This is a genomic window from Pseudomonas sp. P4_C8, from assembly GCF_056401975.1.
Genome location: NZ_JBFUIH010000022.1, coordinates 85093 through 98695, shown reverse-complemented (window position 1 = coordinate 98695; position 13603 = coordinate 85093). Strand labels below are relative to the sequence as shown.

Here is a 13603-nt window from a genome sequence, read left to right as displayed (position 1 = left end):
GCCTGCTCGCGAAGCGAGCCTGCTCGCGATAGCGGTGGATCAGTCAGCATCAATGTTGAGTGATAAATTGCTATCGCGAGCAGGCTCGCTCCCACAGGGGATCGCAGTGAAATTCGGAGATATAAAAAAGCCCCGCTTGGGATTACCAAGCGGGGCTTTTTAATGGCCTGGGGAATTAGACGAGGGGTTTAGGCTCATGCTCTTTTTCCTGGGCTTGTTCGTGTTGCTCTACGGCTTCCTGAACGGAGCGCGGTGCTTCTTCGATGACCGACTCGGCAGGCGCCGCTTCGACCACTTCAGCTTCAACCGGAGCAGCAGCGGCAGCCAGTTCGGCTTCCTTCTGCAGACGCTCGGCTTCACGCTTGCGACGACGCACTTCACGTGGATCGTTCGGCGCACGGCCGCTAGGCGTCAGGGCGCTGACCGGGGCCGCTTCAACGGCCGGTTCCGCCACTTCGGCAACCACTGGAGCCGGCGCTTCAACGACTGGAGCAGGTTCGGCTGCCACAACCACTGGTTCGGAAACCATCGCTTCAGCCACCGGGGCTTCAACGACTGGCGCTGGTGCTTCGACGGCTGTCTCGGCAACCCAGTTGAACGCGGTTTGTTCTTCACGAACTTCGCGGACAGCTTCGGTCACAGTTTCAGTGACGGTTTCGGCAGCAGGTTCGGCAGCAACCACTGGCTCGGCGACAGGTTCAGCGAAGGTAGCATGCTCGGCGGCAGCTTCAACAACCGGCTGTGCTTCACGAACCGGAGCCACTTCGATTTCCGGAGCGGCAGTCGCTTCGACCGGAGTCGTTGCTTCAACCACTGGCGCTTCAACCGGAGCAGTTTCCTGAACAGCAGCAGTCGCGCGTTCGGCTTGCTCGTGAGCTTGTGCTTCAGCTGGAGCGCTGATCACGGTGCTGGCAACGGCTGCGGTCACAGCCAGGCCGGCGGCCAGATCAGAAGTGCTTGGCGCTTCATTGCTTTCGCCAGCTTCGCTACCTTCGGCGGACTCGGATTCTTCCGAACCTTCGATCACGTTACCGTTGGCATCACGCTGACGCTCACGACGGTTGCTGCGACGACGCTGGCCACGGGAGCGGCGGCGTGGACGATCGCCTTCGGCGCCTTCCTGACCTTCCTCCTGCAGTTGCTCTTCGTTTGAGGTCAGCTCTTCTTCAGCGACGGCGGCAGCGGCTTGTTCTGCACGTGGCTGACGTTCTTCACGCGGTGGGCGTGGAGCGCGTTCTTCACGTGGCTGGCGAGCTGGACGCTCTTCAGCGGTAGCAGTAGCGGCAGCAGCGGCCGGAGCGGTATCCAGAGGCTCGCGCAGTTCACGAACCGGACGCTCTTCGCGATCGCCACGTGGCTTGCGGTCTTCGCGTGGAGCGCGCGGTGCACGTTCTTCACGAGGCGCGCGAGGGGCGCGTTCTTCACGTGGAGCACGTTCTTCGCGGGCTACGGCCGGGGTTTCTTCGCGGGCTTCGCGCGGCTCACGGGGTGCGCGTTCTTCACGCGGTGCACGTTCCTCACGAGGCTTGCGCTCTTCATCGCGGCGACCATTACGGTTGCGGCTCTGCTGACGACCGGTGCGACGCTCTTCGTTACGGGCCGGACGCTCGGTGGTCGCTGGTTTTTCAACCACAACCGGAGCAACAGGCTCTTCCTTGGTGGCGAACAGACTGACCAGCGTCTTTACCAGGCCTTTGAACAGGCTTGGTTCTGGCACGGCAACCGGTGCAGCCACGGGGGCGGCAGCGACGACTTCGGTCGGAACCGGAGCGTTGGCGCGGGCCGGAGCGGTCTTGACCGCCGCTTCCTGGCGAACCAGGGTGCGGGTCGCAGCAGCTGGCTGGACTTCTTCAACTTCGGCAGCGGCAGCGGCGATTTCGTAGCTGGACTGATTGATGCTGGCTTCCGGGCTGTCATCGCGCAGACGCTGAACTTCGAAGTGCGGCGTTTCGAGGTGATCGTTCGGCAGAATGACGATGCGGGCGCGGGTGCGCAGTTCGATCTTGGTGATCGAGTTGCGTTTTTCGTTGAGCAGGAACGCGGCAACCGGAATAGGCACTTGTGCGCGAACTTCGGCGGTGCGGTCTTTCAGGGCTTCTTCTTCGATCAGGCGCAGGATGGCCAGCGACAGCGATTCAACATCACGGATGATGCCGGTGCCGTTGCAACGCGGGCAAACGATGCCGCTGCTTTCGCCCAGGGATGGACGCAGGCGCTGACGGGACATTTCCAGCAGGCCGAAGCGCGAGATGCGACCGACTTGCACGCGAGCGCGGTCGGCTTCCAGGCATTCGCGGACTTTCTCTTCCACGGCGCGCTGGTTCTTGGCAGGGGTCATGTCGATGAAGTCGATGACGATCAGGCCGCCGATGTCGCGCAAGCGCAACTGACGGGCGATTTCTTCGGCGGCTTCAAGGTTGGTCTGCAGTGCGGTTTCTTCGATGTCGCTGCCTTTGGTGGCGCGCGCCGAGTTGATGTCGATGGACACCAGGGCTTCGGTCGGATCGATAACGATGGAACCGCCGGAAGGCAGTTCAACGACGCGCTGGAAGGCGGTCTCGATCTGGCTTTCGATCTGGAAACGGTTGAACAGCGGAACGCTGTCTTCGTACAGCTTGATCTTGCTGGCGTACTGCGGCATCACCTGGCGGATGAAGGTCAGGGCTTCGTCCTGGGCTTCAACGCTGTCGATCAGCACTTCGCCGATGTCCTGGCGCAGGTAATCGCGGATGGCGCGGATGATCACGTTGCTTTCCTGGTAGATCAGGAACGGCGCGGAACGATCCAGCGAAGCTTCTTTGATGGCGGTCCAGAGTTGCAGCAGGTAATCGAGGTCCCACTGCATTTCTTCGCTGCTGCGGCCCAGGCCGGCAGTGCGCACGATCAGACCCATGTCGGCCGGGGCAACCAGACCGTTCAGGGCTTCACGCAGTTCGTTGCGCTCTTCACCTTCGATGCGACGGGAGATACCGCCGGCACGTGGGTTGTTCGGCATCAGAACGAGGTAACGACCGGCCAGGCTGATGAAGGTGGTCAGGGCGGCGCCCTTGTTGCCACGTTCTTCTTTTTCGACCTGAACGATGACTTCCTGGCCTTCGCTCAGGACGTCCTTGATATTGACGCGGCCTTCGGGGGCTTTCTTGAAGTATTCGCGGGAGATTTCTTTGAGGGGCAGGAAGCCGTGGCGCTCGGAGCCGAAATCGACAAAGGCAGCCTCAAGGCTTGGTTCGATGCGAGTAATCCGGCCTTTATAGATGTTGGCCTTCTTCTGCTCGCGTGCACCGGATTCGATGTCCAGGTCGTAGAGGCGTTGGCCATCTACCAGTGCAACACGCAACTCTTCGGGTTGAGTTGCGTTAATCAGCATTCTTTTCATGTAGTACCGTCGGTTTCCGGGCTGCCGGAAACGGCGTTCGGCACACACGACTTCTCACGGTCGGTGTCAGGTGCGTCAGGAGTGGTTGGCCACTCCAGTGTCTAGCGAACCCCGACCAATTGGGCCGGTGTCGCGACGTACGCGTCCTGCTTGCTGTGGCTACTTAAGCACTCAGTCAGGAGGAGGAATCAACCAGCGGCTGTGGACGAGATGAAGCGTCTTGATAAAGCCTATTGCTACACAGTCCAGCGGTTGTGCATCTCCACCCTACACGTATCCCTGATAATTCGGGTGCTGCCGCGCGCAGAATCCGCAGCGGGTTGGCATTTACCGTGAGCTCCGAAGGGGGAGGTCACGCATCATGGCTAATTTAGGCGTTGTTTCCGAAGCGTTCGCCCAGGGTCGTTCGTGGCTGACTGCACTTTGTGAACTGGCCGTGAATATTTGCTCGCAAGGCGAGTGAAAACTCTGCTTTGCGGCATGATTCAGGCCTCATGTCACCTGCGCTTGTTACAGCTGCAAACTCCACCTTTACGTAGCGAAAGCCCCGTAGGACGGCCTCGCGTCCTGGTGAATTGCGTTGGTCAGGGCCGGTTTTTGACCGTTGGTCCGCTGTCCAGGCCGCTTTTGGCGGCGTTCGCGACTATAGCAGCAATGATTAAGTGCTTCAATTCCATAAAAAATTGTTATCATCCGCGCCATGACGACTACAGCCCCTTCGACCCCAGCCGTACAACTGCTGGAGGTCTCGCCGGAATATGCCGGCCAACGTATTGATAACTTCCTTCTCGCTCGGCTTAAAGGCGTGCCCAAGACCTTGATTTACCGCATTTTGCGCAAAGGCGAAGTGCGAGTGAACAAAGGTCGGATCAAGCCCGAATACAAGCTGCAGGCGGGCGATATCGTGCGCGTGCCGCCGGTTCGCGTGCCTGAGCGCGACGAGCCGGTGCCGCTGGCCCAGGGCCTTCTGCAACGCCTCGAAGCCTCGATTGTTTTTGAAGACAAAGCACTGATCGTGATCAACAAGCCTTGCGGCATCGCGGTTCATGGCGGCAGCGGCCTGACTTACGGGGTGATCGAAGCCTTTCGTCAGTTACGTCCCGATTGCAAGGAACTCGAACTGGTTCACCGTCTCGACCGTGATACCTCCGGCCTGCTGATGATCGCCAAGAAGCGCAGCATGTTGCGTCACTTGCACACGGCATTGCGCGGCGATGGCGTCGATAAGCGCTATATGGCGCTTGTCCGCGGTAACTGGGCGGCCTCGATCAAGCAAGTCCGTGCGTCGCTGGGCAAAAGCAATCTGCGCTCCGGCGAGCGCATGGTCGAGGTCGACGAGGAGGAGGGTAAGGAGTCCGTGACCGTGTTCAAGGTCCTGCGCCGCTTCGGCGACTTTGCCACCCTGATCGAGGCTAAGCCGATCACTGGCCGGACTCACCAGATCCGCGTCCATACCCTGCACGCCGGGCATTGCATCGCCGGCGATACCAAGTATGGCGACGAAGGTTTCAGCAAGGAAATCCGCGATCTGGGCGGCAAGCGCCTGTTCCTGCACGCCTACATGCTGACGGTGCCGTTGCCCGATGGCAGCGAGTTGAAATTGCAAGCGCCTGTGGACGAGATGTGGGCCAAGACCGTGGAGCGATTGAGTGCGCCACTCTGATTACAAGCTGCTGATTTTCGATTGGGACGGCACGTTGGCCGACTCCATTGGTCGGATTGTCGAGGCAATGCATGTCGCGTCCGAGCGCTCCGGATTTCCGTTGCGTGATGATTTTGCGGTCAAAGGCATTATCGGCCTGGGTTTGCCAGAGGCGATTCGCACGTTATATCCCGAGATAGGCGATGCCGAATTGGCCGCATTTCGTCAGCACTATGCGGATCACTATATCGCCTCGGAAGCCGTGCCTTCGCCGCTGTTCGAAGGCGTAGTCGAGTCGATGGAGGCGTTCCGTGCCGAGGGGTATCATTTGGCTGTTGCGACCGGCAAGGCCCGTCGCGGGCTGGATCGGGTGCTGAAGTCGCACGGTTGGGGAGATTATTTCGATATCACTCGCGCCGCCGACGAAACCGCGAGCAAGCCGCATCCTCTGATGCTCGAGCAGATTCTCGCGCATTGCGAGGTTCGCCCCGAGCAGGCGCTGATGGTCGGCGATTCGTCCTTCGACTTGCAGATGGCGCGCAACGCCGGCATGGATTCGGTGGCGGTCAGCTACGGCGCGCAATCGATCGAGGCGTTGAAGTTGTTCGAGCCGGCACTGGCCATTGATCGTTTTTCAGAATTGCATGCCTGGCTGGGTCAGCGGGCTTAATAGGTTTTTGCTGGGGTAGATGTCATGACCGACGAATGGAAAGCGCCCGCCAAGGCGAGCGCAGAGAGCGGTGACGAAAAAAGCTGGAAGCTGCTGGAAAAGACCCTGCTGGCTGGTGTGCAGGAGCAGCGCCGATCGCGTCGCTGGGGGATTTTCTTCAAGCTGCTGACCTTTGTGTACCTGTTTGTCGCGCTGATCCTGTTCAYGCCGCTGATGGACATGGAAAAGAGTGCGACCAGCAGCTCCAACTACACGGCGTTGATCGACGTGACGGGCATGATTGCCGACAAGGAACCGGCCAGCGCTGACAACATCGTCGGCAGTCTGCGTGCGGCCTTCGAGGACGAGAAGGTCAAAGGCATCATTTTGCGCATCAACAGCCCTGGCGGCAGTCCTGTGCAGTCGGGTTATGTGTATGACGAAATCGTCCGTCTGCGCGGCCTGCATCCGGACACCAAAGTGTATGCAGTGATCTCGGATCTGGGGGCTTCGGGCGCTTACTACATTGCCAGCGCGGCGGATCAGATCTACGCCGACAAGGCGAGCCTGGTGGGCTCCATTGGTGTGACGGCGGCTGGCTACGGCTTTGTCGGCACCATGGAGAAGCTGGGTGTCGAGCGTCGTACTTACACGTCGGGTGAGCACAAGTCGTTCCTCGACCCGTTCCAGCCACAGAAGCCAGAGGAAACTCAATTCTGGCAGGGCGTGCTGGACACAACGCATCAACAGTTCATCAACAGCGTCAAGAAGGGTCGCGGCGACCGCCTCAAGGACAAAGAACATCCTGAGCTGTTCTCTGGTCTGGTCTGGAATGGTGAGCAGGCGCTACCGCTTGGTCTGATTGATGGTCTGGGTAATGCCAGTTCGGTTGCGCGTGACGTGATTGGCGAGAAAGAGTTGGTGGACTTCACCGTTCAGGAGTCGACGTTCGATCGCTTTTCGAAAAAGCTCGGAGCCAGTGTTGCTGAGCAATTGGCGATGTGGATGGGCTTTCACGGTCCATCGATGCGCTGATTCTGTGGCTGCATAAAGAAACCGGCCTTCGTGGCCGGTTTTTTGTGTTCAGGGAATTTGCACGCCTTCGGCCAGCAGCATGTCGATCAGGCGGATCAGTGGCAGGCCGATCAGGCTGGTGGCGTCAGGGCCTTCGGTGCTTTGAAACAGACTCACCCCCAAACCCTCGGCCTTAAAGCTGCCAGCGCAGTCGTAGGGCTGTTCGGCGCGCAGGTAGCGTTCGATGCGTGCCTGATCGAGTGCGCGCATGTGGACGGTGAACGGCACGCAATCAACCTGGCAGTCGCCAGTCTGGCTGTTGAGCAGTGCCAGTCCGGTGAGGAAGGTCACGCTGGCACCGCTGGCGGCCAGCAGTTGTTCGCGGGCCTTTTCGAAGGTGTGGGGTTTGCCGATAATCCTGTCACCGAGTACCGCGACCTGGTCGGAGCCGATGATCAGATGGGCGGTATGGCTGCCCGCAAGTGCCAAGGCTTTTTCTTTGGCGAGGCGTTTGACCAGTTCAATGGCCGGCTCGCCCGGTCGATGGCTTTCGTCGATATCCGGCGAGCTGCAGGTGAATGGCAGCTGCAAGCGGGCCAGCAATTCCCTGCGATACACCGAGCTTGAAGCGAGTAATAAAGGCAGCATGCGCAACTCCAAAAGTCAGGCGTGAATTCTAGCGGAGGCTTGCAAGTGACGGACAGGGCTGAATTTCCTTTGACATGGCTGGGGGCATCCCTATAATGCTGCGCCTATGTTGAATGACCCGATTCCACCTCACGTTGACCCGCGCAAATTGGCTGATCGTGGCACCACCCTTCAAGGTGAACTGCTGCTAGCCGATTTGGAGAGACTCTGCGACCCGCTTTCCGACACTGTCGGTACGGTGCAGGCTAAATTCGTTTTTGAACGAGATGAACGTAAATCTGTGGTCATCCACAGCTTTATCGACACCGAGGTCAAAATGGTTTGCCAGCGTTGTCTTGAGCTGGTCACCCTGCCGATCCATAGCGAATGCAGTTATGCTGTGGTGAAGGAGGGTGCGAATACCCAGTCGTTGCCGAAAGGTTATGACGTGCTGGAACTGGGCGAAGATCCTTTGGATCTGCAGTCACTGATCGAGGAGGAGCTTCTGCTCGCCTTGCCCATTGTGCCTGCTCATCATCCGGAAGAATGCCAGCAGCCGGCGGGTCTCGATGAGCCCGAACCGAGCGAGGACGAGGTAACGCGGTCCAACCCGTTCAGTGTATTGGCGCAGTTAAAGCGTGACCCAAACGTTTAGGAGTTAATCAATTATGGCTGTTCAGCAGAACAAAAAATCCCGCTCCGCCCGTGACATGCGCCGTTCGCACGACGCTCTCGAGGCTAGCACCCTGTCTGTAGAAAAAACCACCGGTGAAGTTCACCTGCGTCACCACGTATCGCCAGAAGGCGTATACCGTGGCCGTAAAGTGATCGACAAGGGCGCTGACGAGTAATCACTTGTCCGCTCAAGTCATCGCGATTGACGCAATGGGCGGGGACTTCGGTCCCCGCAGCATTGTTCAGGCCAGCCTCGCTTGCCTGTCTGCTACACCCTCGCTGCACCTGACCCTCGTCGGTCAACCCTCCCTTCTTGAAGAATTGCTCTCTGGCCAATCGGCTGTGGATCGCTCGCGCCTGTCGATTGCGCCCGCGTCTGAAGTCATCACCATGGACGAAAAGCCTGCGCAGGCCCTGCGCGGCAAGCCCGGCTCGTCGATGCGCGTGGCGCTTGAGTTATTGCGCGATGGCAAGGCTCAGGCTTGTGTCAGTGCCGGCAATACCGGCGCGCTGATGGCGTTGTCGCGGTTTGTGCTCAAGACCTTGCCGGGCATTGATCGTCCGGCAATGGTGGCGGCGATTCCGACGCAAAAGGGCTACTGCCAGTTACTCGATCTGGGCGCCAATGTTGATTGCAGTGCCGAGCACTTGTTGCAGTTCGCGGTCATGGGCTCGGTGGCGGCGGAAGCGCTCGGCATTGCTCGTCCGCGTGTCGCGCTACTGAACATCGGTACCGAAGACATCAAAGGTAATCAGCAGGTCAAGCTGGCGGCCACCTTGTTGCAGGCTGCTCGTGGCATCAATTACATCGGTTTTGTCGAAGGTGACGGTTTGTACCGTGGCGAGGCGGATGTGGTGGTGTGTGATGGCTTTGTCGGCAATATCCTGCTCAAGTCCAGCGAGGGGCTGGCGACCATGATTGCCGGGCGCATCGAAGCCTTGTTCAAGAAAAACCTCGCGTCGAAAATGGTGGGGGCCTTGGCGTTGCCGCTGATGAAGCGTCTTCAGGCTGAGCTCGCACCTGCGCGGCATAACGGCGCCAGCTTCCTTGGTTTGCAAGGGATTGTGGTGAAAAGCCACGGTTCGGCCGGGGTTCAGGGGTTTCAAAGCGCCATTTCCCGTGCGTTGATCGAAATTCAGGAAAATCTGCCGGAGCGGATTCACGGTCGTCTGGAGGATTTGTTGCTTTAGGCGTTTTCGTCGGACAATGCTTAAATGTGACCGCTTTGGTCAATTGGCCATCCAACTGTCAGTTTCTTGCGTCCCCCCACTTGGGACATCAATTCTCCGACGACAAGATCATTAGGGGCTTGTTAAATGTCTGCTTCCCTCGCATTTGTCTTTCCAGGGCAGGGTTCGCAGTCCCTCGGCATGCTGGCCGAGTTGGGCGCGCAACATCCGGTTGTCCTCGAAACATTCAAAGAAGCTTCCGATGCTCTGGGTTACGACCTGTGGGCACTGACCCAGCAAGGGCCGGAAGAGCAACTCAATCAAACCGATAAAACCCAGCCGGCCATTCTGACCGCCTCGATCGCCTTGTGGCGTCTGTGGCTGGCTGAAGGCGGCGCGCGTCCGGCTTACGTTGCCGGTCATAGCCTGGGCGAGTACAGCGCTCTGGTTGCTGCGGGCAGCCTGAGCCTCGGCGATGCGGTCAAGCTGGTTGAACGCCGTGGTCAGTTGATGCAGGAAGCCGTTCCGGCCGGGCAGGGTGGCATGGCCGCCATTCTCGGTCTGGACGATGCTGACGTGCTGGCAGCCTGTGCCGAAGCGGCGCAAGGCGAAGTGGTCAGCGCGGTGAACTTCAACTCCCCGGGCCAGGTGGTGATCGCCGGTGCCAAGGCGGCAGTGGAGCGCGCCATCGAAGGCTGCAAGGCTCGTGGTGCCAAGCGCGCCATGCCGTTGCCGGTCAGCGTGCCGTCGCACTGTGAGCTGATGCGCCCGGCGGCCGAGCGTTTTGCCGAGTCCATCGCTGCAGTCGACTGGCAAGCGCCGCAGATTCCTGTCGTACAGAACGTCAGCGCCAATGTGCCGGCCGATCTGGATACCCTCAAGCGCGATCTGCTTGAGCAGCTCTACAAGCCGGTGCGCTGGGTTGAATCAGTCCAGGCGCTGGCCGCCAAGGGCGCGACCCAACTGGTCGAATGCGGTCCTGGCAAAGTGCTGGCCGGTCTGAACAAGCGCTGCGCCGAAGGCGTGTCGACATCCAACCTCAATACCCCAGACGCTTTCGCTGCCGCCCGTGCAGCGCTGGCCTGAATCAGGAGAAACTTGCATGAGTCTGCAAGGTAAAGTTGCACTGGTCACCGGCGCGAGCCGCGGGATCGGCCAGGCCATCGCCCTGGAACTGGGTCGTCAGGGCGCCACCGTGATTGGCACCGCGACCTCCGCTTCCGGTGCCGAGCGCATCGCCGCAACCTTGAAGGAAAACGGAATTCAAGGCACCGGTCTTGAGCTCAATGTCACCAGCGACGAATCCGTTGCTGCAGTACTGGCGAGCATCACTGCACAGTTCGGTGCTCCGGCGATCCTGGTCAACAATGCCGGTATCACCCGCGATAACCTGATGATGCGTATGAAAGACGACGAGTGGCATGACGTTGTCGATACCAACCTGAACAGTCTGTTCCGCCTGTCCAAGGGCGTTTTGCGCGGTATGACCAAAGCCCGTTGGGGACGAATTATCAGTATTGGCTCGGTTGTGGGTGCCATGGGCAACGCAGGCCAAGTAAACTACGCAGCCGCCAAGGCCGGTCTGGAAGGTTTCAGCCGCGCACTGGCGCGTGAAGTCGGTTCGCGTTCGATTACGGTAAACTCGGTGGCCCCAGGGTTCATCGACACCGATATGACCCGTGAGCTGCCTGAGGCACAGCGTGAAGCCTTGCAGACGCAGATTCCGCTGGGCCGTCTGGGGCAAGCTCAAGAGATCGCGTCTGTGGTCGCTTTTCTTGCGTCCGACGGTGCGGCTTACGTTACTGGGGCTACAATCCCGGTGAACGGCGGGATGTACATGAGTTAAATGTGACGGATCGCTTCAAAAAAATGTCATACGAGCTGTCTAAAATCCGTTATAAAGCTGCAATCTATTTTATAGGCAGAGGGCTGTCGGGTTTGAGGAGTGAAGCTTTCAGTTGAAAAGCTGAAAAGTCTTTCTATACACTTACCCACTGGCCAGCTGCCTGAATTTGTCCATTAGGAGTGAAAACAAGGTATGAGCACCATCGAAGAGCGCGTCAAGAAAATCGTTGCTGAGCAACTGGGCGTTAAAGAAGAAGAAGTGGTCAACACTGCTTCCTTCGTTGAAGACCTGGGTGCCGACTCCCTTGACACCGTTGAGCTGGTGATGGCTCTGGAAGAGGAATTCGAGACCGAAATTCCTGACGAAGAAGCTGAGAAGATCACTACTGTACAAGCCGCAATCGATTACGTTACTAACCACCAGGGTTAATAGCTTGTAATCGTTGCTTGCTGTCATGGAAAAACCGCACTGCCATCACGGCGTGCGGTTTTTTCTTTAGGCATGATGCAAAGTCGTCATTTGAAAAAAAAAGGAGAGTGCTGTGTCGCGTAGACGCGTCGTAGTCACCGGTATGGGTATGTTGTCGCCACTGGGCACGGATGTGCCGAGCAGTTGGCAGGGCATTCTGGCTGGCCGCAGTGGCATTGGTCTGATCGAACACACCGACCTTTCTGCCTATTCCACCCGTTTTGGCGGCTCGGTAAAGGGCTTCAATGTCGAGGAATACCTGTCGGTCAAGGAAGCTCGCAAGCTCGACCTGTTTATTCAATACGGTCTGGCCGCAGGTTTTCAGGCTGTACGCAATTCCGGTCTGGAAGTCACTGACGCCAACCGCGAGCGTATCGGCGTGGCGATGGGGTCGGGTATTGGCGGTCTGACCAATATCGAAGAAACCAGCCGCACCCTGCATGATACTGGCCCACGACGGATCTCTCCGTTTTTCGTGCCTGGCTCGATCATCAATATGATTTCCGGTTTCCTGTCCATCCACCTGGGTGCACAGGGACCTAACTACGCCATCGCCACCGCGTGTACCACCGGTACTCACTGCATTGGCATGGCAGCCCGTAACATCATGTACGACGAAGCCGACGTGATGATTGCCGGCGGTGCCGAAATGGCAGCGTGCGGGCTGGGCATGGGGGGCTTTGGTGCTTCCCGCGCACTGTCGACCCGCAACGATGAGCCGACCCGTGCCAGCCGCCCTTGGGATAAGGGCCGTGATGGCTTTGTCTTGTCCGACGGTGCCGGTGCTCTAGTGCTAGAAGAACTGGAGCACGCCAAGGCGCGCGGCGCGACCATCTACGCCGAGCTGATCGGCTTCGGCACCAGTGGCGATGCTTACCACATGACCTCGCCACCGGCGGACGGTGCAGGTGCTGCACGTTGCATCACCAACGCCCTGCGCGATGCCAAGGTCAACGTCGATCAGGTTCAATACGTCAACGCCCACGGTACTTCGACCTCGGCCGGCGACCTTGCCGAAGCCTGTGCGATCAAGTCGGTGTTTGGCGATCACGCCTACAAGCTGGCCGTCAGTTCGACCAAGTCCATGACCGGTCACTTGCTGGGCGCAGCGGGCGCAGTCGAGGCAATCTTCAGCGTGCTGGCGATCAACAGCCAGGTAGCGCCGCCGACCATCAACCTCGATGAGCCGGACGAAGGCTGTGATCTCGACTTTGTTCCGCACACTGCGCGCAACATGGACATCGATGTGGTGCTGTCCAACTCCTTCGGTTTTGGCGGGACCAACGGCTCGCTGGTGTTCCGCCGGTTCGCTGACTGATGGACAGCTGGGTCGACGGTCAGCCGGCAGACGCTCTGTCGCTGAAAGATCGCGGCCTGGCTTACGGCGATGGTCTGTTCGAGACCATTGCTGTGCGTGGCGGGCAGCCGCTGTTGCTGGACCGGCACCTGTCGCGTCTGGCGCAAGGCTGTTCGCGCCTGGCGATCGCTGTTGATCACGAGCTGGTTCGCAACGAATTGCTGGCCTACGCCGCAGCGCTCGGTGAGGGTGTGCTCAAGCTCATTCTCACGCGCGGCGACAGCTTGCGCGGTTATGCTCCCGATCCTTCGGCGCAAGCCCGACGCATTCTGCAAGGCAATCCTCCTGCTGCTTATCCGTTTGTTCATGCAGAGCAGGGCGTCCGTCTGTTCCCCTGCGTCACGCGACTTTCCAGACAACCCTTGCTCGCCGGGCTTAAACATCTGAACCGTCTTGAGCAAGTGATTGCCCGTGGCGAATGGCAAGACACCGAACATGCCGAAGGCTTGATGCTCGATCAGGCCGGTCGCGTCATCGAAGGTGTGTTCAGTAATCTGTTCCTAGTGCGCGATGGCGTGCTGATCACCGCCGATTTAAAACGCTGTGGCGTGGCCGGCGTGATGCGTGCCGAATTATTGTTTCAAGCCGAGTCACTGGGGATTCCCACGCAAATCACCGACATCAGCCTAGATCAGCTGCAATGGGCCGATGAAGTCTTTGTCTGCAACAGCGTGTATGGCGTTTGGCCGGTGCGTGCCTATGCTGCGTTGAGCTGGCCGGTTGGGCCGCTCACCCGTAAACTCCAAACCATTGCCCGTGCGCTACTGGATGCTTGATAC

13 protein-coding genes are annotated in these 13603 nt (G+C 59.1%); 11 read left to right on the top strand and 2 right to left on the bottom strand.

Annotated features, from left to right (window positions below):
- Positions 1-175: 175 nt before the first annotated feature.
- Positions 176-3376 carry a ribonuclease E gene (rne, locus tag AC1DWM_RS15675; RefSeq protein WP_477795581.1) on the bottom strand — a complete coding sequence of 1067 codons (3201 nt, stop codon included), beginning with the start codon at positions 3374-3376 and terminating at the stop codon, positions 176-178.
- A gap of 700 nt (positions 3377-4076) precedes the next feature.
- Here rne and rluC point away from each other — a divergent pair.
- From rluC to AC1DWM_RS15660, 3 genes are read left to right on the top strand one after another with little or no spacing between them, the layout of a single operon-like run.
- Positions 4077-5039, top strand: coding sequence for a 23S rRNA pseudouridine(955/2504/2580) synthase RluC (gene rluC, locus AC1DWM_RS15670; RefSeq protein WP_007945738.1), 963 nt, complete (start codon positions 4077-4079; stop codon positions 5037-5039).
- Positions 5026-5688 carry an HAD-IA family hydrolase gene (locus tag AC1DWM_RS15665; protein WP_477795580.1) on the top strand — a complete coding sequence of 221 codons (663 nt, stop codon included), beginning with the start codon at positions 5026-5028 and terminating at the stop codon, positions 5686-5688. Before rluC ends, AC1DWM_RS15665 begins: the two co-directional genes overlap by 14 nt.
- Before the next feature lie 24 nt (positions 5689-5712).
- Positions 5713-6702 (top strand): S49 family peptidase, encoded by a 990-nt coding sequence (locus AC1DWM_RS15660; RefSeq protein ID WP_477795579.1) that lies wholly within the window; start codon positions 5713-5715, stop codon positions 6700-6702.
- A gap of 48 nt (positions 6703-6750) precedes the next feature.
- Here AC1DWM_RS15660 and AC1DWM_RS15655 read toward each other — a convergent pair whose 3' ends face one another.
- Positions 6751-7329, bottom strand: a complete 579-nt coding sequence (locus AC1DWM_RS15655) for a Maf family protein (protein WP_477795578.1) — start codon at positions 7327-7329, stop codon at positions 6751-6753.
- Between the two features lie 106 nt (positions 7330-7435).
- Between AC1DWM_RS15655 and AC1DWM_RS15650 the strand changes: the two genes are divergently transcribed.
- The 8 genes from AC1DWM_RS15650 (at position 7436) to pabC (ending at position 13600) form a co-directional block, all read left to right on the top strand.
- Positions 7436-7963, top strand: coding sequence for a YceD family protein (locus tag AC1DWM_RS15650; RefSeq protein ID WP_004371317.1), 528 nt, complete (start codon positions 7436-7438; stop codon positions 7961-7963).
- Positions 7964-7976: 13 nt separating this feature from the next.
- Positions 7977-8159: a 50S ribosomal protein L32 gene (gene rpmF / locus AC1DWM_RS15645; protein ID WP_003179396.1), complete on the top strand. Its 183-nt coding sequence runs from the start codon at positions 7977-7979 to the stop codon at positions 8157-8159.
- 4 nt (positions 8160-8163) lie between these two features.
- Entirely contained in the window at positions 8164-9174 is a 1011-nt protein-coding gene (gene plsX / locus AC1DWM_RS15640; protein WP_477795577.1) for a phosphate acyltransferase PlsX, read from the top strand.
- Positions 9175-9300: 126 nt separating this feature from the next.
- Complete coding sequence (fabD, locus tag AC1DWM_RS15635; RefSeq protein WP_477795576.1) at positions 9301-10239, top strand: ACP S-malonyltransferase; 939 nt, start codon at positions 9301-9303, stop codon at positions 10237-10239.
- A gap of 16 nt (positions 10240-10255) precedes the next feature.
- Positions 10256-10999, top strand: a complete 744-nt coding sequence (fabG, locus tag AC1DWM_RS15630; RefSeq protein ID WP_223518981.1) for a 3-oxoacyl-ACP reductase FabG — start codon at positions 10256-10258, stop codon at positions 10997-10999.
- Positions 11000-11191: 192 nt separating this feature from the next.
- Positions 11192-11428 (top strand): acyl carrier protein, encoded by a 237-nt coding sequence (acpP, locus tag AC1DWM_RS15625; RefSeq protein ID WP_223518982.1) that lies wholly within the window; start codon positions 11192-11194, stop codon positions 11426-11428.
- Between the two features lie 112 nt (positions 11429-11540).
- Positions 11541-12785 (top strand): beta-ketoacyl-ACP synthase II, encoded by a 1245-nt coding sequence (gene fabF / locus AC1DWM_RS15620; RefSeq protein ID WP_007945728.1) that lies wholly within the window; start codon positions 11541-11543, stop codon positions 12783-12785.
- Entirely contained in the window at positions 12785-13600 is an 816-nt protein-coding gene (gene pabC / locus AC1DWM_RS15615; protein ID WP_223518983.1) for an aminodeoxychorismate lyase, read from the top strand. Before fabF ends, pabC begins: the two co-directional genes overlap by 1 nt.
- Positions 13601-13603 lie beyond the last annotated feature (3 nt).

Bases quoted from the DNA above. Each gene is read 5' to 3' on its own strand.
- rne (WP_477795581.1), bottom strand. From the start codon at position 3,376: ATGAAAAGAATGCTGATTAACGCAACTCAACCCGAAGAGTTGCGTGTT.
- rluC (WP_007945738.1), top strand. From the start codon at position 4,077: ATGACGACTACAGCCCCTTCGACCCCAGCCGTACAACTGCTGGAGGTC.
- AC1DWM_RS15655 (WP_477795578.1), bottom strand. From the start codon at position 7,329: ATGCTGCCTTTATTACTCGCTTCAAGCTCGGTGTATCGCAGGGAATTG.
- AC1DWM_RS15650 (WP_004371317.1), top strand. From the start codon at position 7,436: ATGTTGAATGACCCGATTCCACCTCACGTTGACCCGCGCAAATTGGCT.
- rpmF (WP_003179396.1), top strand. From the start codon at position 7,977: ATGGCTGTTCAGCAGAACAAAAAATCCCGCTCCGCCCGTGACATGCGC.
- fabD (WP_477795576.1), top strand. From the start codon at position 9,301: ATGTCTGCTTCCCTCGCATTTGTCTTTCCAGGGCAGGGTTCGCAGTCC.
- fabG (WP_223518981.1), top strand. From the start codon at position 10,256: ATGAGTCTGCAAGGTAAAGTTGCACTGGTCACCGGCGCGAGCCGCGGG.
- acpP (WP_223518982.1), top strand. From the start codon at position 11,192: ATGAGCACCATCGAAGAGCGCGTCAAGAAAATCGTTGCTGAGCAACTG.
- pabC (WP_223518983.1), top strand. From the start codon at position 12,785: ATGGACAGCTGGGTCGACGGTCAGCCGGCAGACGCTCTGTCGCTGAAA.